The organism is Gilliamella sp. G0441, assembly GCF_050589305.1.
GTDB lineage: Bacteria > Pseudomonadota > Gammaproteobacteria > Enterobacterales > Orbaceae > Gilliamella.
The window spans coordinates 290,092-313,300 of record NZ_JBNRJF010000002.1 but is presented as its reverse complement, the minus strand read 5'-3'; the positions used below and the strand labels follow the sequence as shown (position 1 = coordinate 313,300).

15 protein-coding genes and 1 pseudogene are annotated in these 23,209 nt (G+C 34.3%); 8 read left to right on the top strand and 8 right to left on the bottom strand.

What is annotated here, in order from left to right:
• Positions 1–660: 660 nt before the first annotated feature.
• From ACKJXD_RS03585 to ACKJXD_RS03555, 7 genes are all read right to left on the bottom strand, one after another.
• Positions 661–5,604 (bottom strand): DNA repair ATPase, encoded by a 4,944-nt coding sequence (locus ACKJXD_RS03585; RefSeq protein ID WP_430875542.1) that lies wholly within the window; start codon positions 5,602–5,604, stop codon positions 661–663.
• Between the two features lie 116 nt (positions 5,605–5,720).
• Positions 5,721–7,814 carry a hypothetical protein gene (locus ACKJXD_RS03580; RefSeq protein WP_430875550.1) on the bottom strand — a complete coding sequence of 698 codons (2,094 nt, stop codon included), beginning with the start codon at positions 7,812–7,814 and terminating at the stop codon, positions 5,721–5,723.
• Between the two features lie 54 nt (positions 7,815–7,868).
• Positions 7,869–8,522 (bottom strand): OB-fold-containig protein, encoded by a 654-nt coding sequence (locus ACKJXD_RS03575; protein ID WP_220217049.1) that lies wholly within the window; start codon positions 8,520–8,522, stop codon positions 7,869–7,871.
• Positions 8,523–8,621: 99 nt separating this feature from the next.
• The gene (locus ACKJXD_RS03570) at positions 8,622–9,314 is read right to left on the bottom strand and encodes a PspA/IM30 family protein (protein WP_220217050.1); all 693 of its coding nucleotides are present in this window, start codon (positions 9,312–9,314) and stop codon (positions 8,622–8,624) included.
• 31 nt (positions 9,315–9,345) lie between these two features.
• The gene (locus ACKJXD_RS03565) at positions 9,346–9,990 is read right to left on the bottom strand and encodes a YjfI family protein (RefSeq protein ID WP_220217051.1); all 645 of its coding nucleotides are present in this window, start codon (positions 9,988–9,990) and stop codon (positions 9,346–9,348) included.
• Positions 9,991–10,319: 329 nt separating this feature from the next.
• On the bottom strand, positions 10,320–12,623 hold the full coding sequence (locus ACKJXD_RS03560; RefSeq protein WP_430875541.1) for a TonB-dependent receptor domain-containing protein: 2,304 nt from the start codon (positions 12,621–12,623) through the stop codon (positions 10,320–10,322).
• Positions 12,624–12,761: 138 nt separating this feature from the next.
• On the bottom strand, positions 12,762–13,619 hold the full coding sequence (locus ACKJXD_RS03555; RefSeq protein ID WP_430875540.1) for a heme/hemin ABC transporter substrate-binding protein: 858 nt from the start codon (positions 13,617–13,619) through the stop codon (positions 12,762–12,764).
• Positions 13,620–13,964: 345 nt separating this feature from the next.
• On the opposite strand from ACKJXD_RS03555, the pseudogene hutW reads away from it, so the two are divergent.
• The 8 genes and pseudogenes from hutW to ACKJXD_RS03515 form a co-directional block, all read left to right on the top strand.
• Positions 13,965–15,269 (top strand): annotated as a pseudogene (hutW, locus tag ACKJXD_RS03550) (heme anaerobic degradation radical SAM methyltransferase ChuW/HutW); the annotation flags it as partial.
• 125 nt (positions 15,270–15,394) lie between these two features.
• Positions 15,395–15,895, top strand: a complete 501-nt coding sequence (hutX, locus tag ACKJXD_RS03545) for a heme utilization cystosolic carrier protein HutX (protein ID WP_220217055.1) — start codon at positions 15,395–15,397, stop codon at positions 15,893–15,895.
• A gap of 18 nt (positions 15,896–15,913) precedes the next feature.
• Positions 15,914–16,552 carry an NAD(P)H-binding protein gene (locus ACKJXD_RS03540; RefSeq protein ID WP_220217056.1) on the top strand — a complete coding sequence of 213 codons (639 nt, stop codon included), beginning with the start codon at positions 15,914–15,916 and terminating at the stop codon, positions 16,550–16,552.
• Positions 16,553–16,598: 46 nt separating this feature from the next.
• Positions 16,599–17,585 (top strand): FecCD family ABC transporter permease, encoded by a 987-nt coding sequence (locus ACKJXD_RS03535; RefSeq protein ID WP_220217057.1) that lies wholly within the window; start codon positions 16,599–16,601, stop codon positions 17,583–17,585.
• A gap of 16 nt (positions 17,586–17,601) precedes the next feature.
• Positions 17,602–18,375 (top strand): heme ABC transporter ATP-binding protein, encoded by a 774-nt coding sequence (locus ACKJXD_RS03530; protein ID WP_220217058.1) that lies wholly within the window; start codon positions 17,602–17,604, stop codon positions 18,373–18,375.
• Positions 18,376–18,459: 84 nt separating this feature from the next.
• The gene (gene zntB, locus ACKJXD_RS03525; protein WP_220217059.1) at positions 18,460–19,461 is read left to right on the top strand and encodes a zinc transporter ZntB; all 1,002 of its coding nucleotides are present in this window, start codon (positions 18,460–18,462) and stop codon (positions 19,459–19,461) included.
• Between the two features lie 299 nt (positions 19,462–19,760).
• A complete protein-coding gene (locus ACKJXD_RS03520) occupies positions 19,761–20,072 on the top strand; it encodes a GNAT family N-acetyltransferase (protein ID WP_430875549.1) in 312 nt (103 codons plus the stop codon).
• Positions 20,073–20,111: 39 nt separating this feature from the next.
• Positions 20,112–22,004: a DNA topoisomerase III gene (locus ACKJXD_RS03515; protein ID WP_430875539.1), complete on the top strand. Its 1,893-nt coding sequence runs from the start codon at positions 20,112–20,114 to the stop codon at positions 22,002–22,004.
• An 89-nt stretch (positions 22,005–22,093) separates the two neighbouring features.
• On the opposite strand, the gene ACKJXD_RS03510 is transcribed toward ACKJXD_RS03515, so the two are convergent.
• Positions 22,094–22,801 (bottom strand): hypothetical protein, encoded by a 708-nt coding sequence (locus ACKJXD_RS03510; RefSeq protein ID WP_430875538.1) that lies wholly within the window; start codon positions 22,799–22,801, stop codon positions 22,094–22,096.
• Positions 22,802–23,209 lie beyond the last annotated feature (408 nt).

Genomic DNA, 23,209 nt, shown 5'->3' with positions numbered 1-23,209 from the left:
TCCCGACATAATAGGCAGGTTCTTGCTTGTACTGCTTTGGCACTTCAATTGCTTGCATAGTTTCTTGAATTATTTGTTTATCTGTTTTTTGTGCTTGTCCGCAAGAAAACAAAAAACAACTAAGTAGAAATAAACTGATTAATTTTTTCATGATTACCATACCTTCAACTCATTGCTACCTTGTGGCAAATATAAGAAAATACCTCATCCTCATAAGGAGACGAAATTTTTTCTAAAGATTCTTAATTATAATTACCCTTAAATTTAGATGAAAAGATATCGATAGGGACGAAAAAACCGAGGTGTCTAATATCAAAAGGTTTTCCATTGATGATTTTAAAACTTTTTGGTTGTAGGACTTGATTGCATCCGATCCTCAAAATAAGGTCATACAAATAATAAGTTTTTTTAAGTAGCTTCAATGTATTCTTTTCCGGAATTATAAATTTCTCTTTCATCATATAATGTAATTTGTTTTCTTTATATAAGTCATATGTTTTCCTTACTCATTTGTATATTTTTATCGTTATTTTAGCCCTCCCCAAATTATTGTCTGGTTTAATTGTTTATCAATTTTATTTTAACTTAACTGACTCATGATCATCATTCTCTAAGAAAAAGCGGAAATTAAATTTCCGCTTTTTTGATAAATCAACCACTTTATAATTTTAATGCCTGTACACTTTGTACTAAGTCAGCTAATTGGGTGACAATTTGGTTTCCGGTATTCGCTTCGTCACCACCTAGTGTTTTATTGCGCATAAAGTCAGCTTTGATTTGTTGCCAACGTTTAGTTTGTTCTTTTGTTAACACACCTCGAATTTCAGCAAGTTTAAGCAGATTTTCTTCTGCGCCGTTGGTCAGCAGTTGTGCCTCGCCCAAGTAGTGATCTTCAATAATTTGATTGAGTTCTTCATCATTCATTACTGAAGAGACTTTTTCAGCAAGTTTGTTCATGTTTCGATAACTACCTTGTAACTTGAACGGCGGTTCTGTTCGGTATTTATCTGATTGCGCTGCACTAATAATATATTGCTGATTGACTTTAAAGACGACCTCTCGAATTTTCAGTAAATGACGCAGTACAGCTACAATTTCGCTAATTTCCGCTTGGCTATAGGCATAGCTAAGTTCATTGCTGTTTAACGGTTTTCCTTGCGCATGGTCGATAAATTGATATAAGTCATTAAGATCACGCAGTGCCAATGGCGATAATACCGGATTTGATGTTAAGCAGTTTTCAATATAACTTGATGCGAACACTTCATCCATGCCACCTAAAACTTCACCTAAGTTGTAAATATCTGCACGGTTGGCTAGCATGTCAGGGATTTTGAAAACCTCACCTGATTCGGTATAAGGGTTACCCGCCATAATGACACAGAATTTTTTTCCTCGAAGATCATAAGTTTTGGTTTTATTTTTCCAAACCCCTTCAATACGACGAGAACCATCACATAATGAAATAAATTTTTGTAAAAATTCAGGATTAGTATGTTGAATATCGTCAACATATAACATGACATTATTACCCATTTCCAGCGCTAAATTCAGCTTTTCAAGTTCCTGGCGAGCGGTAGCATTTGGCGCTTGCTGAGGATCAAATGATAACACGCTGTGTCCTAGTGCTGGGCCGTTAATTTTCATAAAAATTAAGCCGAGCCGATTTGCAACATACTCCATTAGGGTTGTTTTACCGTAACCTGGCGGAGAGATGAGTAATAATAAGCCCATTAAGTCAGTACGACGACTTTCTCCAACTGTTCCCATCTGTTTGGCTAGATTGTCACCTATAATAGGTAGGTAAACTTGGTTAATCAACTTATTACGTACAAATGAGCTTAGAGGTTTTGCTTTAAATTCATCTAAGTGTAAAAAGTCTCGTTGTTCATCTAGTACTTCTTGACGAAGGCTTTGATAATGTTGGAATTCTGGAATGATGACTCTAGATTGTTTACGCATACGGCTAAAGAAGTCATCTAAATTAATTTTTAACACGCCTTGAGAAATACTTGAATGTTCACCTAATAAGTCATTAACTGTAATATCAAGCTCAATTTCGCTAATTTCCAAGTCTATATTACTTTCTTTATCAAACATGCATAAGATCGTTGCTTCAGCAATATACCCTGATAACTTTTGATAATCTGGAAGGGTACAGAGTCCTTTAAACCAGCTTTCAATCAGATTCCAACGATCCGCTAGTCGTTTTTTAAGATTGCATTGAGATTGGTTAAAGTCTCCGAGTATGTGAGATTCTTCAAGTCGAGCTTTTAATCCTTCATACAAATAGCTACTATATTTACTTAAAGTAAATTGTAGAGGCGTTTCAGCTAAAACATAACTTAGGTACTCAGTTGCTTGTTTGATATGATAATGCTCATGTTGAATTGGATATTTTTCCAAAAATTGAGTGAGTTCAACTGACATTTCAGCTTGTAAGTTTTTTAATCCTTCATCATGACCAAATAAAGCTTGAATATCTTTACAGGTTTTTGCTCGTTCAGGCCATAATTTGGCGATATCATTTTTTTGATTATTATGCCAAAAGAGCATTGCTAAGCTACGTGCAAGAGGGTTATAGCGTAGTAATCCAGCCGCTTCACCTAAAGGAATTAATTTTGATAATATTTTTACCGCATCATGATCATGAATACCTTTTTCGTAGCCTTCACGATATCGCATCGCTGCATAGTCACGAACGGTTTTATTTAACATATCAGGTTGAGTTAACTGACTGGATAAATCTTCGTAACTAAAATTATGTTCCTTTTTTAGCGCCGAATTGATAATTGAGTAGGCTAGGTACTCTGCTCGGTATACAGTTGGGGATTCCGATTCTAATGAAATTGTCCAGAAAGGTTTAAAACTTTCTAATTTTGGATGGTCAATTTTTTCTTGATAATCTGTACCTGTTAATTGTAAGTAAAGATGATGTTCTTTAGGTACAATAGTAAGATCGAGCTCTTGAGTGTTAACGCTAAATTTATGTCTTGGACCAAGTTTAATGACATTACCACCCGATTCAAAAATTTCAGATTTGTCACGTAAAGAACGTATTGCTTGATCTCTAGCACTTTTGAATCGAGATTCAATATCATCAGCTTTGACATTATCAAAAAGCGCACGTAATTTCTCGACTATTTCACGAATTTTGAGCGCTAAAGGATCGGCAACAAAAAATGCATTAAGTTCGTTTTGATCTGAAAATTTTGCTGTTCGTCGTGGAATACTGTCTAAAATTCTGTCAGCAGCAGTCAGTAATGTTTCGGTTCGTCTTGTTCGATCTTCAAGTAGCGCTTGTTTGTGCGTTTCGAATGATTCTAAGATTTCTTCACGTTTAGCCAGTATGTCATTTAAGAACTCTTCACTTTCGCTAAATTGGTTTTCGAGTTCTTCAAGTTGAACTAATAGCCTTGATAGTTCATCGTCACATTTTTCAGGTGTCGTGGCTAAGCTTAATGCGCTGGCAATACTTTGACTAAAGAGTTTGAATTGAGCACCAAATTGCGCAACCATTTCAACGCTGGAAAGATTTTTCCGTTTTTGGTTAATGCGTGCTTTCGTTTGGTTGAGTTTGGCATAAACTTCGGCGATCGATTCAATGATTTTTGTTTGTAATGTGACATCATCAAATTTTAATGACGCCATTAATTGAGAAAGCATATCTAAGTTTTCTGACATTTGGTCAGCGGTTTTTATCGGTTCGACAAGTTTGGCAACTGTGTCCGCTTTAGTAAGATACTTTTCAATTTCCTCTATTTTAGATATGAATGGTTCTAATGCTTTATCACTGCCTAAAAATTTGGCTGTTGCTAATGAAACTAAAGTTTGACGTTCTTTTAGCTCATTTTCCATTATATCTATTTGATTTAAATCTATATATCGATATGTTCGTAATGTAACCAAACTTCCTAATTGCAATTTTATCGCATTAAGTGCATCGACGTATTCATGAGTTTCCTGCCAACTATCTGGATATAATTTTGCTAATAAGTCTTGTTGATTGGTGATCGCTTCACGCATCGCACTATCCGATTGACGGCGTATGCTTTCAACTTTTTCATATTCATCAAGGACTAATTCACTTGTTTGCGAGATATTACGTAAAATTGGAGAGAATGATAAATTCTTTTCATCAGAAAGCCAGAAATAGCTATCAAAAAGTCGTTTAGTATCCTCACTTAATTTGCTATAAAGTTGAGATGAAACAGATTGGTTATCTATTTCACGCGATATAAAGTAAAGATCAGATATACCGCGTACTAATTCAGCGTTACCGATTTTACCTAAAAAGCTGTTATTTGTTGGTTGCGTCGCAGCATATTCGTCACTATAAAAAGGCGTTTGCCAAATTTGCATTGGATGAACTCGTGTTGGTTCATTATTTTCGCCTTCAAATACGACCATCCTTCCATCTTCAAAAACTGCATAACCGTGACCTAGAATAGGGTTATCAAGTTTTCGTTCAATCATGTTGTAATTAAATAATGCTAAACGACCAGAATTTGGATCATAAAATATATAAAGAACATCTTCACCGTTTGGGGAACGCCTGATGCGTCTAAATCGCATACCTGACATAGACTGATCAAAGGTTTTATATTCACCATTTTGCAAATAATAACCACCAGGAAAGATTACACCATGATCTTCAGGTAGCTGAATACAAGCTTGTCCAATAAAATCAATTCGTTGGGCTTTTTGGGTGAGGGTGTTATAGATTAAATAACGCCAGTTTTCTTCACGATAAGGTAGAACTTTGATCAGAATTAATGATCCAACTTTTGCGTATTCAATTTTTGCATCGTTGATCGATTGGTTTTTATCAAGCACTTCTTCACGATAAATTCCTAGTCCATCATTCGTATTGTTTTCACATTTGATGGTTAGGTCACCACCAATAGTTTCAACAAAAACAGTATCTAAGATATTAATATGTGGAAATCGACCATTGACAATATTTTCTCGTGTGGTTTCTATCCATTCAAAATCATAAGCAGGAGGAAGTGCAATATCACGTTCACCACGATTATCAATATAATTAATGGTTTTTTTATCGCTCGAAATTGACCATCGGAAAACCCGAATATCGCTAACTCGTTCACCAATCTGGAAACTTGCAAGTAGTTTTCCATCGCGTTCCACTAACTGAAGTAATTGCGCGTTTTTATAATAAGTATAAAGTTCATTAAAATCTTGAACAAATCGATCAATATTTAAAAATGTATTAGATAGATCAACTGAATCGGCTTCATAATTTCCATCCCGCTCAACAAGTTGATAAAGTGAAAATACATCTTCAATTTTGGTTTCTTTTTTTAATCCTAGAAAAACGTTATAACCGAAAAGTAACCAATCACCAAAACGGACAATATCTCTTGCTATACAGTTATTTTCAGTTCTTATACGAATTCGTCCAATGATGGACATATCACTTTTACCAAATTCAGTAAGACGCTGTAGATTTAACGCTTCTGTTTTTTGGTTTAATTCTTGTCCTAATGAGGTTAGACGTTTACGAAGGATTTCATAAGCTCCGCCTTCAGCGACCGCTTTATCAAGTGTTGTTTGTTGTTCGTTTTCTTGTTCTATTTCTGCCATTTTAAACTCATTGATCATTATACAGAAAGGGAAGCTGTTTTCGATAGAAACGTATTTTCTACCGAAAACAGATGATAGTGATAATCATTATGTACGATTATCTTTAAAGTGAAGCATTATTCACTATCACTTTGTTTTTTATTACTATCGGATGGTAAAAATTGTTGTGCTAACGCTTTTAGATCAGTATTTTTTAGCGTTTCTTTTAAATTGATATCTTTATTGCCTGATAAGCGTGATAGCACAGATTGCAATGCTGATTGGAGGACAGGGCTTTGATTAACAGTTCCTTCAATTGCTTTACCAACACTAATTGCTTTGGAGAAACTATTAAAGAAGTTGTCATTGCCACCGACAATTTCAATGTTTGCTTTACTGAATGCAGCAGCAAGAACTTCAGCTTGTTCTTTAGCAATTTCTTTATTAGCAGCAATTGCAGCCATAGCTTGTTCAAAGCCTTTTTCAAGTGCCAAGCGGAACTCTTCATGATTTTTAGATTGCTCATTCATTGTGCCCATTGCTTGGAATTTCTCAACTAAACCATTCGCTTCAGCAGTTAGGCGTTCACGAATAACTAAAGCTTCGGCAAGACCTTGCTCTTTGGTAGCAGCTGCTTTAGCAAAACCAATTCGCTCATCACCACGAGCTTGAGCTGATAGTTTTTCTTCAAGAACTTTTGCCTCAGTTAAACCTTGTTTTTCGGTCGCTAAAGCTTTTGCTTCAATCACTTTTGCTTCGGATAATCCTTTTTCTTGATTTCCTCTGGCTTCTGCTAATAAAGTTTCGGCTGTAATGTTAGCTTTGACTAATCCTTCTTTTTCTTCAGCTTCTGCACGTGCTTTACGTACTTTTGCTTCAGCAAGTCCAATTGCGGCTTCTTCTGCTTCAATTCCTTGAGCAAGTTGTTTTTTAGCTTCAGCTTGTTTAGCAGCAGCTTCAAGCTCTGCTTGAGCCATAGTACTAATTTCAATAGCACGATGTTTTGAAGATTGCTCATCGGCTTCTGCTTGTTTAACTTGTCTTACTAATTCTTGTTCAGCTCTAGCTTCAGCTTCAATGATTGTAGTTTGTTTATCACGATCTGCTTTTGAAACTTCTCGGACTTCTTTGATATTTTCTTCTTCAACGGCTACTGTTTTTTCAACAGCGACACGTTCACGAATAACGTTAGCAATTATTTTCTTTTCTTCTTCAAGAACTTTGTCTTTTTCGATACGTTGTAATTCAACTTCTCGTTCACGAGCAACTACTTCTAATGATCGCGCTCGTTCTACACGTTCTTCTTCAATTGCGATTGCTCTTAGGCGATTTTGTTGAGCAACTTCAACTTCACGCAAGCGATTTTCTTCACGCACTTCAATTTCTTGTTGTGATTGAATTCTAGCTTGTTCTGCTTTTAAACGTTCTTCTTCTTGAACTTTAAGTGTTTCAGCTTGTTCACGGGCACGGATTGTTTCGATTTCACGTTTTTGACGAGCCTCGGCATCTGCTTGTTGGCGTTCAAGTTCCAATTTAGCTTCAATTGTTTCGGTATCTTTCTTTTTTAAAGCTAACTCCAAATCTCTTTCACGCTTATTTGTTTCGTCTTTATGAACAGCAGTGATAGCGGTAATTTTATTAATACCTTCAGCATCAAATATATTATCTGGATCAAGTGATTTGATAGGTGTTTGTTCTAAGTAATCAATAGCAACATCTTCTAAAGCATAACCGTTAAGATCTTTACCAATGACGTCGATAATACGTTCACGGAAATTCATACGATCTTCAAAAAGTTTCGCTAATTCAAATTGTTTACCAACTGTTTTTAATGCTTCAGAGAATTTAGCACTGAATAGGGTACTAACCGCTTTTTGATCAGATGCACGATCTACACCAATCGATTTTGCTACTTTTAATACATCTTCAGTGGTTTCATTTACACGAAGGTAGAATGCTACACAAATATCTGCTCGAAGGTTATCTTTACAGATTAATCCATCTTTACCACGACGTTCTACATCGAAAGTAATTAATGAAATTTTCATAAATTCTTTTTTGTAGATGACAGGATAAACTAAAGCACCGGTAAAATGTACTTTAGGCTTTGAGGTCATATCATTTACGATAAGAGCCGTACCTTGTGGAACTTTTATATAAAATGCTTTAAATAATAAGAAAAATCCGATAATTACAAGGAATGCTATTCCTACAACTACCAGAAAAAACATTATAGTATCAGAATCGATTGACATAATTTACTTTCTCCAAAAAAATATACTTTACTAACCATTAAATTCTTCTATGCTAATTATTTCATAGCTGTTATTTGTTTGATCATAACGCAATAAGATGGCTTTATCTCCTCGTTTGAATTGATGAGAATCATGACATCTTACTTGCAGAATTAGACCAGCTCCTCCGTCTTCATAAATAGCTTCACCTTTGGTTTCATTCACAGAACTTGTACGAATTTCAACGGTTTGACCCAATAATGATTTGTGATCATTGGCAATATTAAGTTTAGTAAAAATGGGACGGAGAGGTTTTATGATATAAGCAGTAAGATAAACTGCAGAAATAAAGGCAATTATGAAAATGAAGGTACCCATTATGTAATAGTACAATGTAATATGACATAGCGGTAGGACTAAAAAACGAAAGGAAAAATAACTAATAGAAAAGCCTAACAAAGATATTAGTGTAATTACTAATGTCATTGGAACTTCATTAAATCCAAATTTCATTAATAAACCACCAAATCCTGATGTTGGCATATCAGTTGGCAGATCATCTATATCAAAATCAAAGTCGAAATCTAAACAATCGACACTTAATATACCAATTGCCGCGACTAACCAATACAAGACACAAAGTGTTAATAGCCCACTAAAGATAATCACAGGAAAAGAAAAAAATATTCCCCAGAAAAGCTCCATTGTAATTCCTTATATTTATTTCCAAATTAGCTAAAAAACTTAGTTAATTATATAATTGCTTTTTGTATTCTAACTTAAAAATTATCTTTGCTAAATAACTTATTTAGCTTGCTTTTCTTTTAATCTAGCTAATATAGCTGCTGCATTTTGATTACCAGGTTTTATTCCTGCTGCTTCAAGTTTATTATCTAGTGAGCTTTTGTTTTCATCAACAGCCAGTTCATTTTTTGCTTCAATAATTGCTGCTGTTTTTTCTTGACGTTTTTTGATACGTTCTAAAGAATCTAAAGCAGTTTGTAATTTAGCTGTAGAACCACCATAACGCTGTGCAATAGCTGACTGCGCTTTTTGTACACTTTCAGTTGCTTTGACGATATCCACTTGTTGTTTTAAATTACGGATGTTAATTTCAGTTTGTGAAATTGTTTGACGTAAATTCTTAGCATTTTCAGTAAAATAAGTTGCTTGTTTTTTGTGGTTATCATATTCATTTTCAAGAATCGATAATTTTTCAGCTACTTCTAAAGCTAATTCTTCATTTCCTGAATCTAAAGCTTTTAAAGCGTAGCTTTCGTATTCAGCAATTTTCTCTTGAGATTTTTTAACTTCTCTATCGGCTAATTTTTGTTGAGCAAGTATATTAGCAAGAGACTCTTTTGCTTGTTTTAATTCGTTGTCAGCATCACGAATTTCTTGATCAAGTATACGTAAAGCTTGTGAATCGACAATTGATTCTCCAGCCTCATTAATACCACCTCGAAGTGCTGTTACCAGTTTTTTGAAGATAGTCATTGTTAATCTCCTTATTAATAAATTCAGTTAATTAGTTAATATTAATGTAATGATCATAAGCTTCAGTGGCTTTGATTACATTATCAGATAATGTTTCTAATTCGTAAATGATGTTACTAAGTAATGAAGACGAACTTAAAGCACCATACATAATGTAGTTCACCGATCCATCACCAGAATTTTCAATAGCAATAGTTGATAAAGGGAAGAGTTTTCGAGAATGTAAAACCTCTTCATTAAATTTTGTTTGCTCTTTTATAACTTTAGTCGACCAGAGTAACGCTTCAACAATTATTTGTTGATTTGAAACACTTAAAAATAATGGTAAATCGCCATATTCATGCATAATAATATGTAAACATGCATCTACACCATCTATAATTTCAACGGTTGCATAACCTTGCTTAACTAATTCAGAATTATTCAGTTCTTCATAAAGATCTGTAATTAACCAAATTTCTTTTTTCTTCATTTCATTATATTCCTGTATATCATTTTTAAAACACTGGTTGTTTACTAACAAAGGTTCACGAAATTTTTTTTCAATTTCTAGTAACTTTGACGTATTTTCTGGCAAAATCCAAACTTCCTTTTTTATAAAACCTTGGTTGCGCAGTCGCTCACGATACTGCTGTTGGTAAAATGCTGAACTTTTGGTTTCTTTAGTTTTTTTCATAGAATTGATTTTGGATTTATTTCATTAATATTGACTATATGTTAACAGAAAAATATCACATGTAAATATTACATGTGATATTTTTTATTGTCTAATTAGGCTGAATAATTTCATTAAATCTTCAATCAATTACCCGATAGATGTTGAATTGATATTTCAATTTAGGTTATGGCACTAACGGGCTTACGCAATCTTAACATAAAATTAAAAGATTTTTTAACTAAATTTAAGTTCTGTAAAGATGTGGTGTATGAATGAAGATAAAATAGTCAAAATAGTTTCATGGCAAGCCCACCTAAGTGGGCTAGTTAGAGTGAATTAGGTTTGATTTAAAAATCAATATCTAACCCAATTTGGAAAGTTCTACCTGGTGCAGTGAAGAGATCGAGATATTTGTGATCTGAGTTACGATACAATTTATTATTACTTAAATAATCCCAATATTTTTGATCTGTAACGTTATACACACCACCATTTAATCTTATGTTTTTAGTTACGTTAACATAACCTGTAAAATCAATAACACCATGTCCTGCTATTCGGAAGTATTCTTCTTTTGAATCAGTAATTGGTTTGCCTTCGTTGTTATATGATTCACGTGAAGTTGGCTTGGTCTTTTTACCTTTTTGGAAAGTTGCAGTTAAGGCCAATCCATAATATTTATTAGGATCATCCCACGCTAGTCCTATGGTACTTTTTAATGGAGCAATGCTATCCATTTCTATATATTTATCACCTAAATAGCTTGATTTTGATTTACCTTGATTATAACCAATTCCCAATCTTGCACTTAGACCATTTACTTGTTCAAACCATGATCCAAAGTTAAATTCACTACTCAATTCTGCACCATATATATATGCTTTATCACGGTTTTCAGCTTGATACACAAGTCGGTTGCCAGTTCCAACAAAATCTTTTTTATACCGTGTATAAGCGATAAAATTTTTGTATTTATTGTAAAAAGCCGCTGTTGATAAGGTTATCCCTGTTATTGGATGACCCTTCAGACCTAGTTCAAAATTATCACTTGTCTCTGTTTTAAGATTCGAATCACCTACTAGAACATACATGGTGCTATGAGCTAAGTATGAACCGTATAATTGATTCTGATTAGGCATCTGAGCACTTCGTTTGTATTGCAGATAAGCGGTAAAAGTCGGATTGATGTCATACATCAATGCTAAAGATGGTAAAAGTTGAAAATCACTATTACTGTTATATTGCTTACCTAATTTAGAAGCATCAGCGATAGTAACTGCCATGTTTTCTAAATTTCGAGGTTTAGTGTTTTGATATATTGCTCGAATGCCAGGCACGAGGTAATAATTATGATCTCCATTGAAATTGAAACTTATTCTATCTTCAAAAAAACCACCTATTTGATAAGTACGACTGTCAGCTTGTGGTTTGGTATAATCACCATCAGGGAAAAGCTTTCCATACCTTGGTTTAGCAGAAGTATAAAAAGGGGATTCATCTTCACTCCATTTTGCATTCAAACCAGCACTAATTCTATGATTATCATGGTTTTTTAGCAGTGTGGAAATAAAATTATAAGCTTTGGTATTATAATTAGTTTGGATGTTATAGTTACCATTAGTCGTATGTCGAAGATACGTGCTGTCATACACATTAGTGCGTTGATAATTAAATTGAGTCGTTAGACTATCGATCCAGCTAATGTTAGTTGGAATCCATTGATCTTTGATTGCTAAATTAAAACGGTTATTTTTACTACGTTGGTGATCGTAGGATTCAATTTTTTTACCATACTTATCCCATGTATCATAATGGGAATTTTTTGTTTTATTGTTGTAATCAATAGTGGCATTTAAAAGATGCTCATCAGTCATTTGCCATCCAAAACCAGCAAGTATTGAATTAGAATGCCAATTTTCAGGATAATTATTAATTGAATCACCATGATTTCTACCTTGTTGTCCATCACGACGACTTAAAACAATAATACCATTTAGATAATCATCTCCGCCAGCCATCGTTATTCCTTGATGATAACTTCTATCGGAGCTGTCATAGTTATTTTGAAATCCAAAATAGCTCGTTTTTCCAGGATAAAGATAATAACTTGCTGTTTTAGTTTGGAACGATACCGACCCCCCAAGTGCATTGTTTGCGTTACTAACAGAAGTAGCACCCGATTGAATATCAACTTTGTTGTACATATAGGTATCGATGTAATCACGTCCTATCCCATAGGATCCAAAACCGGCTCGACCAACTGAATTTACACGACCTTGTGCAATGGGTAATGGCATACCATCAATGTCGATAGATACACGGTTTGCATCTAATCCTCGAATGTTGTAACCCGTAAATCCACCTCTATCCCAGCTACTTTTGCCACTGCCTGAGCCAGATATGTTAACTGGAGCTGATATCAAAGGTTGATAGCGCATGAGGGTACCGAAATTTGTACCACCATTTCGTCTGATATCATTTTCAGAAATTTCGGTATTGGTACCCGGTTGTTTAATCGATTCATGTGCTGTAATTGTCATGATATCACTAATTTTTTCATCATCATGTTTTTCAGTCGCTAATGCTGGCATTGTTAGTGTTAGACCTAAAGCTAACGTGCCAGTTTTTTTCAAATTTTTAATGTATAACATTTTTAACCTTCAATCTTAAAAACTAAATAAACTAAATTTTTTCAATATTTCATACAGATTTGATAATGTATTTAACTTAGCTGTATTGATTTTCTAATCGTTAATTAAATTTCACTTAAAATTTTTTTAACTTTTGGATTATTTATTTTCTGGGTAAAAACTTTGATAAAGTATATCTGCAACTTGATCCACTCTAGGTCCAATACCAAAAAGATAGCTGTCATCAATTGCTTTAATTCTCTGATTTTTATATGCTGAAGTTTCAGTTATTCCTGGTATAGTCTCTATTTTGTCAATTCCACCTAATTGCGTAATGGAATGAGAATTAAGTAAAATAACGTCAGGATTCATCTCGATTAACGATTCAGCACTGAATGTTTTGTAGCTATTGTGCTTGGCTAAGTTTTCGCCTCCAGCAATGGTTATGAGGGCATCAGCAGTGGTATTTTTTCCTGCAACAGAGTTACTTCCCCCCATACTCATCATAAATAATACTTTGGGCTTTTGAGGGTGAGCTGAGATTTTGTTTTCAAGCTGAGAAAGATTTGTTTTTATTTTTGTAATAAGTTGTTTACCTTCATTTTGCTTATTCAACTTTTCTGATATTTTTTCAATGTTTTGGTAAAGTAAATCAACTGTTCCTGGCACTCGTTGTAATGAAAGTATATCGACGTTGGTTTGAGATAATTGAGAAAATATGTAGTCTGGCTCAATATCGTTAAATGCAATAAATAAAGTTGGGTTAAGAGAGAGAATTCCTTCAATATTGAGTAGTTTCCAATAACCGATCTGAGGTAAATTTTTTGTTTCACTTGGATAATTACTGGTTTTATCTACGCCAGTAACTTGATTACCATCGCCTAATGCAAAAACAATTTCAGTTAATGAACCACCCGCAATAACAATCCTTTCCTTGGCATAACTTACATTAAAAAAGCCGTTAAGTGTAACAACAAGTAAAGCTAGACAAAAGGTTGTATATATTTTTTTAATCATTACAAAATCCTTATCACAAAAATACATCTATATAACACTATATTGAAAATGAGAACTATTATCAATAGAATTCTGATGATATTTTTATGATTTTTTTCGTTAGTCTTAACTTAGAATTGAAAGCTTGCTTCAAATTTCAGGAAATAAATAATTTTGGAGATTTTTTAAGCGCTAAAAAACAGACGAACCGTTTAAAAATTAGTTTATACTCTTGAAAACACCGATTGGTATACTAGTAATAATCATCAAAATATCAAGTAATTACAAAATAATCAATAAAATATATTGATAAATGATAATAATTATTATTTAATCTTTACAGTTTTTTTAATTAAAATGGTTGTTATGAAATCACTTGATGTTAGTCCTTTTTATGCGTTAAATTCCGCTCTTCCTTTCAAAGATCGCTGGGCAGTAATGCCTTTACAAGCTAGTTTACCAATAGCTCCCCCTGATATTGAACAAAATTGGCAAATTATTCAAAATGCAGATTTAAGTGGGCGAAAACGACTTATTTACATTCACATTCCTTTTTGTGATATTCATTGTCAATTTTGTGGCTTTTATCAAAATCCTCTACGCAAATTCGACACCAAAACTTATATTGACTATTTGTTACAAGAGATATCACTTGAGATTAATAATAATGCAATGCAATCGGCGCCAATACATGCGATTTATTTTGGTGGTGGCACTCCCTCAGCCTTAGCCGCAGGGCAATTAGCACGAGTCATTCGTTATTTGAAGCAACATGCACCATTAGCGCCTGACTGTGAAATCACTGTAGAGGGACGAATTTCGGATTTTGATGATGAAAAGGTGGATAGTTATATTGAGGCTGGTGCCAATCGTTTTTCAATTGGCATACAAACTTTCAATACGACTATCAGACAAAAGTTAGGACGCCAATCTACAGAACAACAAATTATCAAAAATTTTGAGCGTATAGCCTCACGTGATAGCGTTGCGTTGGTGTGCGATTTAATGTTTGGATTACCTAATCAAACCGTTGAGACTTGGCAACGTGATTTAGAAATAGCAAACAATCTTCCTTTAGATGGTGTCGATCTTTATTCACTAAATTTACTTCCAACTACGCCGTTAGCAAAAGGTGTCGAAAATAAACGGATTGAATTACCATCAGTGAGTGATAAATGTAATTTTTATCATCAAGGTGCAGAATTTTTAGCAAAACAAGGTTGGGTTCATTTGACGAATGCTCATTGGTCTAAAACTAGTCGAGAACGAAATTTATATAATTTCTTAATTAAGCAGGGCTCACATTTTTTTGGTTTTGGTTCGTGTGCAGGAGGAAAATTAGATACACATTCTTATATGTTACACCGTGATTTAAATCAATATTACGCCCAACTTGATCAAGGTAAAAAGCCGATAATGATGTTAACCGGAAAATCATTATTAGGTGATTGGTTACATCAGCTACAAGCAGGTATTGAGAAGGGGAGAGTAGATCTGACTAAATTGACAAATTGTGCAGATTTATTTGATCCATTAATTAAGCAATGGCATCAAGTTGGTTTGTTGCAAGATGAAGATCATTGTTTACGCCTAACATTATCTGGACGTTTTTGGTCAAGTAATATTTTACAGGCTCTACAACAATTACTACTACAACTCAACAATCCAGAACATATTGAGTTACAGCAAAAAATGGCTCAGGCAAAACAAGCTATGAAGGGGCATCCTGTTATGCCTGGTGCGCATTCTGACAAGAAAAATAATCAACATACTTCACATCAATAAAGGATAACAAAATGGTAGATAAGCAAACTCATCTCACTAATCTTTCAACTTATATGCAAACTAATCCAGAGGAATTATTGGAAAAAATTGCTCAAGATTATCAGGTAACATTAACGCAAGTTATTCAAGCCTTACCAGATGCTAAAATTGTTGATGGTTCTAATTTTGATATGATTTGGGAAGAGGTGACCACTTGGGGAGATGTGCTTTTTTTAATACATACTGGTGATATCATTGCTGAAATCTCGGGTGAATTACCACCAGGTAATCACAGCCAAAAATATTTTAACTTACGCCATCAAAAAGGATTAAGTGGGCATATTAAAGCTGAGCATTGTCAATATATTGCTTTCATTGAACGTAAATTTATGAAGATGTCAACAGCATCAATGATTTTTCTAAATCATATGGGACAATCAATGTTTAAGATTTTTGTTGGTCGTGATGAAAAACATCAATTAAAACCTGAGCAATTAGAAAAATTTAGAGCTCTAGCCCAAAAAGTCAATTAATTTTGAGATGATAATAGAATGAAAACAGTATTAGTTTTTGGCGTAAGTCCAAAATTAGGAACAGGTTATCAGATTTGTCAGTTAGTTAAACAGTGCCAACCAAGTTGGCGTTGTATTGCATTGGTACGAGACGAAACATTTGCCAAACAGTTAACTCAAGAAGGTATTGAATGTCACGTCGGTGATGCGACCGATTCATCCATGGTTAGCCAGCTTTGTGCATTAGCCGGATCTGAAGCTACAATTATTTCAACGTTGGGTGGAGAAACCGGAAATTATCTAGCACAACGTATCATTATTGATTGTGCTGAACAAGCCAATATAAAGCAGATGGTATTAGTTACATCATTAGGTTGTGGTGAAACATGGTCAACATTATCTCAGCGAGCCAAACACGCTTTTGGGCATGCTGTACGTGAAAAATCATTAGCTGAAGTTTGGTTACAAACTAGTGCACTGAATTTTGTAATATTGAGACCAGGTGGATTACAAAATGGTGAACTGACAGGAAATGCAAAATGCTACTATCAACAAGAAGTTCATGGACTGATTCATCGTATTGATTTAGCCAAAATTATCATCGAGAAAATAGCCAACCAACAATTTGATAATAAGGCTTATAGTGTTATTGATCCCAATCTTAAATTTGAACGTTAAAACAAGATGAGTGTAATTACAACAATATTATCGGAGAGGATAGTTAGTGCAGCGTTATAGTCATCGTTTTTTGTTATGGGGACTATTTGTCATTCTTTTGGTCTTAATCATTATTTCATCTAATGCTGGGCCATTGAAATCTCCATTTTCACAATTATCTTCATTATCATTGGATTTTAATTCATTAAACATCTGGCTAAATATACGTTTACCTCGCATCCTTTTAGCCGTGATTGTCGGTATGGCATTGGCAACCTCGGGTGCTGTTATGCAAGGATTATTTCGTAATCCTTTAGCAGATTCTGGTTTGTTGGGTATAAGTAGTGGGGCTGGATTGATGGTTGGTTTGTCAATTTTGTTCCCGGCAATCTTCCCTCCAATTATGATGTTATATGGTAAAATGGTTGCTGCTTTTTTAGGCAGTTTATTCATCTGTTTACTCATCTATATCTATAGTCTCAACGCCCAGTGCAATTTGGCAAAAATGGTATTATTAGGTGTGGCAATAAATGCAATCCTTGGCGCTGTTATGGGATGCCTTAGTTATATCAGTGACGAAGCTCAATTACGTCAAATATCATTGTGGTCGATGGGGCATTTGGGCAAGGGATCTTGGGAATTGGTCTTTGTTGCCGCATCTTTAATTATTCCTGCCTTATGCGTAGTTTTTTTGCTTTCTCATCAACTTAATATCTTACAGTTAGGAGATGAAGATGCCCATTACTTAGGTGTTAATGTCCTTCGCCTAAAACGATATTTATTGGTGCTAAGTGCTATATTGATAGGAACTTCGGTTGCGGTAAGTGGCAGTATTGCCTTTGTTGGTTTAGTGGTTCCTCATATGATTCGTTTACGTATTGGTGCAAATCACGCTGTGTTATTGCCTGCGTCTGCACTTGCTGGTGCAAGTTTGCTTTTATTAGCTGATACTCTGGCTCGAACAGTGGTTGCACCCACTGAAATACCCGTAGGACTATTGACAAGTTTAATTGGTGGTCCCTATTTTCTTTGGCTTATTTTAAGACATAAATAACGGTTAAAAGTAAAAGATGTTAACAGCTAAAAATATCACGTTTTGTTCAAGTAATCGCCGATTGATTGATGACGTTTCTTTAGAAATCAAAGCAGGAGAGATAGTCATTATTATTGGTCCAAATGGTGCAGGAAAATCAACCTTATTACGCCTTTTGACCGGTTACCAAATGCCATCATCTGGCGAAATTTACCTACTCGATAAAGCTGTATCACAATGGCGAGCCAAGCAACTTGCAAAAGTGCGAACGGTAATGTTACAAAATAGCCAATTAACCTTTCCTTTCAGCGTAAAAGAGGTGGTCGCTATGGGGCGAGCACCTTATGGTAGGTTGCATTGTGATAAAGCTATTAACGAAACCATGAAGCAAACGGATTGCTTAAAATTGGCAAACCGTGATTATCGTAGCTTGTCTGGCGGTGAACAGCAACGCGTACAATTAGCTCGAGTGCTTGCTCAATTATGGCAACCCGAACCTTCGGAAAAACTATTGTTTTTAGATGAACCTACTTCTGCATTAGATCTGTATCATCAACAACACACGTTGAGATTATTGAAACAACTTGCTAAAGACCAAAGATTAGCTGTTTGCTGTGTATTGCATGATCTTAATCTTGCAGCATTGTATGCGGATAAAATAATTTTACTAAATCAAGGCAAAATAGTTGAACATGGTACACCTTCTGAAGTATTGACCGTTGAAAAAATTAATCGTTGGTATGGGGTCGAATTAGGTATTATTCCTCACCCTAATAATGCTTTGACTCCGCAGCTCTATTTAATGCCTTAATTTTGATAAATTAAGTTAATCAATTGCTCCATTTTTAAGCAATTTCGGTATATAATTAAGAAAACTTAACAAATGGGGCTTATAATGACGAATGAAAATAGTGAAAATTCCGTTCCTGTTTCAGATCTTATATCAGCAAAACCTGTTTTTAGTTGTCAATTTGATGGTAAAGGTAAAGCCAATCCTTTAAGTAATGATTGCCAAGCGACGGTGCAAAAGCCTTGTTGGATCCATCTGGATTTTGCTAAATCCGAAACAATAAAGTGGATCAATCAGACAAAATTGATTCCAGATTTAGTTAAAAATGAGTTAATTAAACCCAACCAAATATCAAAAGAAATCCGTTTTGATACAGGTATTTTAGTCGTATTAAAAGGTGTAAATTATACGCCAAATGAATTACCCGATCCGATTGTTACTTTCCGTTTTTACATTACCGATAATTTAATTGTTTCGACCCGACATCAACAAATCGATGCGATTTTCCAATTAAAAGATAATTTAGAAAAAGGGATAGGGCCGGTTGATGTTGCTGATTGGTTAATCCAAGTATCCGAACTCATAAGTGATCAAGTCAATTTATCCTTTGATAGTGTACATAACAAGATTGTTAAACTTGAAGATTTAGTATTAAATCAACGGATTCTTTCACATAAAGAAATTGGTCGAGTACGTAGACAGTTGATTATACTTCGTCGATTATTATCACCGCAGCGGGATATTTTTGTTAAAATCTCAACCGAAAGGATTTCTTGGATTGATGATAACGATCGCCAACGTCTACATGATATTTCAAATCAACAAAGCCATTATGTGTCTGACATTGACAGTTGTTTATTACGTTTAGCATCGATTATGGAACAGATTAATAGCTTCTTAGCCGAATCGACCAATAAACGAATCTATTTAATGTCACTGTTTACCATTATATTCACACCGATCACTTTTATAACGAGCTTACTGGGTGTCAATCTTGCTGGTATACCGTTTAGTGAGCATCCATGGTCTTTTGTTGGATTGATTTTAATTCTTATTGTTATTTCCATCGTTTCTGCCATTTGGCTGAAGTACAAAAAATGGTGGTAGAAGTATTGGATGATTTTTTAACATGAGTAAATAAAAACAATCTTATTTAACGTTACTGATGATCAAACTAGTAACGTCATTGTGAATGTTTTTAATCAAACTTAATTGTAAACTTATAGGCAAAAAACATTATTTATGCATTCATCTGTATTTTTTTACAACCGAGTTTAGTAGTGAACTAACTTGGCTATTTCTAGTTTGATGGGTTGATTAATCAGGATTGGTTTAACCCTGTAATAGTCTCAGATAATAACCATTTTGCTTATTTGTTTGTAAATAATGAACACTACCATCAATAGATTATTACGCTTGAATGTGCTAAAGACTTATGTAACAATTTTCAACTTCATTTAGCATTTGTGACACTGTCATCAGGATTAATAATTATAAAGGATAATATGATATTTTATAGTGCGTTAACTTATTTGGCATATCACTATAGTATTGAATTTGAACGGGCAAAAGTTATACCAAAAAGCCAAAAACAACTGGTTGCAATTTGCTTTTCAAAACTAATTTCAAATTGTCTGTATCGTCAAAATTTGGCTTACTTGAATGGTTATAATAAGTTTTCCATGAAGATAGATTATAGACTGAATAAATCCTGTTAAGCTTCTAAAGCTTGAATTTTATGATTAAGAATAATAATTATGCAATCTAATCAATCCTATCGTCTGTTTATTGCAGAAAAGCCTAGTCTAGCTAGGGCAATTGCCGATGTTTTGCCTAAACCGCATCAAAAAGGAACGGGTTTTATCAAAGCCGCTAATGGCGATATTGTGAGTTGGTGTATTGGACATCTTTTAGAACAAGCGACTCCAGAGGTGTATAATGAGCGCTTTAAAAAATGGGTGATTGATGATCTGCCCATTGTTCCAGAAAAATGGGTCTTGATGCCAAAAGGCAGTACAAAAAGCCAATTTGATATTTTGGTTGAGTTGATTAAATCTGCCGATCAGATTGTACATGCAGGCGATCCAGACAGGGAAGGGCAATTATTAGTTGATGAAGTTTTAAATTATTGTCAATTACCACCAGATAAACGCAAAGCAATTAAGCGTTGCTTGATTAGTGATTTAAATGCCAGCGCAGTTGAAAAATCACTTGAACAATTACGTTGCAATCAAGATTTTATTCCGCTCTCTACGTCAGCGCTAGCAAGAGCCCGTGCTGATTGGTTGTATGGTATTAATATGAGCCGTCTTTGTACATTGGTGGGGCAACGAGGTGGGTATCGAGGGGTATTATCCATTGGACGTGTACAAACGCCTATTCTTGGTTTAGTAGTAAGGCGTGATTTAGATATCGAAAAGTTTGTGCCAAAGCCGTTTTATGAAGTTTTTGCTATTCTTCAAACTCAGCATAATGAAACATTTAAGGCTAAGTGGCAACCTAGCGAAGCCTGTGCACCCTATCAAGATGAAGAAGGGCGAGTTTTAGTTAAAGCATTAGCCGAAAATGTTTGTAGAAGAATTAAAGATCAGACAGGTATTGTTGAAAAAGTCAGTAACAAAAAGAAAGAGGTTGCGCCACCAATGCCATTTAATTTATCCGCTCTTCAAATTGAGATGGCTAAAAAAAATGGCTTAAGTGCACAAGATGTACTGGATATTTGCCAGTCATTATATGAAAAGCATAAACTAATCACTTACCCGAGATCCGATTGTCGTTTTTTACCTGAAGAACATCTTACCCAAATAACCAGTGTAAAATCAGCCATTGAAAATAATTGCTCTGATTTGAAGTCTGCTATTGAAAATGCTGATTTTAGTTTGCGTACCAAAGCTTGGAACGATAAGAAAGTTGAAGCGCATCATGCCATAATTCCAACACAGCGCAAGGCAAGAATGGAAAATTTAAATGATAATGAAAAATTAGTTTATCAAGTGATTGCAACCCAATATTTAGCACAATTTTATCCCGTATATAAATACGCTGAACTCCAAATTGATGTCGATATCCAAGGCGGAAAATTTATTGCTAAAGCTACGCAAATGCTTGATGCAGGCTGGAAAGTGTTGTTTGGAACGAAGACTTTACAAACTGATCAAGCCGAAGCGGATTTAGAGAATAATGGATTGTTAACTAAATTAGTGAAAAAAGGGGAGGCAGTACAATGTATTGATGCTGAACTACTCAGCAAAGAAACTCAACCGCCTAAACCCTTTAATGATGCAACCTTACTTTCTGCAATGACGGGCATTGCAAGATTTGTTAAAGATCCGGAGATCAAAAAAATATTACGTGAAACTGATGGTTTAGGCACAGAAGCAACTCGAGCAGGTATAATAGAACTGTTATTTAAACGTCAATTTTTAACACGACAAGGCAAATCGATTCGTGCCACCCCTGTTGGACGTAAATTAATTTTATCTTTACCGGATATTATGTCTATTCCAGACATGACCGCGCATTGGGAACGGCAATTGGATGAGATTAGTAAAAAGGCATTTTCTTATCAACAATTTATGGGGCAGTTAAATCATTCCTTACTTGATCTTGTTGAAAAGCTTAAAAATACACGATTGAATATTCGTTCTTAATACCCATATAAAAGGATGACTTAGTCATTGTCTTACCTTGTCATCCTTATAATACTTATTAATAATGAAAAAGGTTACTTTTAAGACTATTAATCTTGTTGTTTTGTGTCTTGTTCATTCATTGCGTCATCACTTGTGACTTCATCAGAACTCAAAGGTGTAACTTGGTTACATTCTTCAATTATCATCGATAATTGAACGTTTGCTCGCTTTAGAAAATCACGATCTTTCAAAATTAACCAATATGTTTTAAGTCTTTTCAACGGGCTAATACTAAATAATCCCGCTATCACAGTGACTATAAGTATTGTGATTATTGCAATGACAATGTTTACTAAATCTGTCGATCTAAATAACGTTTTTAGATTTGAGATAATAATCAACATTCCCAATAGCAATGCTATACCCCCGAAAAGTACTTCTTTTATCAAAAAAAGGTTAATTGGGATGATTTTATTTTGTTTTATTTTAAAGTAATGTGTAAGTAAATTTAATTGTGGTAAAGCAATAATATTATGCATATCTGCATTGATTAACGATATCGCAATTCTTTCTTTATTGATGTTACCTGATTGATAAAAACAAACCTTTTCCCAAAGTAATTTCTTCTTAAGATTATTTATATAATCTTTTTGATATTTTGGCTGTGGTGTTTTTTCTAGAATATCGGCGTATTTAATAATATTGTCAAAATATTGTTTTTTTGTCCTTTTTCTGTAAACAAACCCGATAAATGAAAGTACAAAAATTATAATCAAATTTAATGCGTTATCATTCAATAATGTTGTTATGTCCATTTTTTATATTCCTAATTTTCCAATGAGATGATAATTGTAACTGATATTCGATAAAACATGTATTAATTCTAGACAAAATAGAACTTTGTTGGGGCTTTAAGTGCTTTTTTTAAGCATTTACAGGGGATATTTAGGATATTGGGTTGACATGTTTTGTTTAAAGGCGTATAAATTGCCCGCCTTTGAGCTTTTCTTACTTTTTTAACTATTAGGTGGTTAAAAATGAGGGCTGAGAAAAGTTGAAATACAAAGTGTTGAGTTCAATTTTACAGGAGAACTATGGACGCTCAATCGGGTCACCCCATATATGGGGAGATAAATTCAAAAACAAATCATTATCGGTTAATGAACCTGTCTAAATAATCATTTTTTCAGTTCACGGGCCGAAATTGATCGAACGGTAATGGT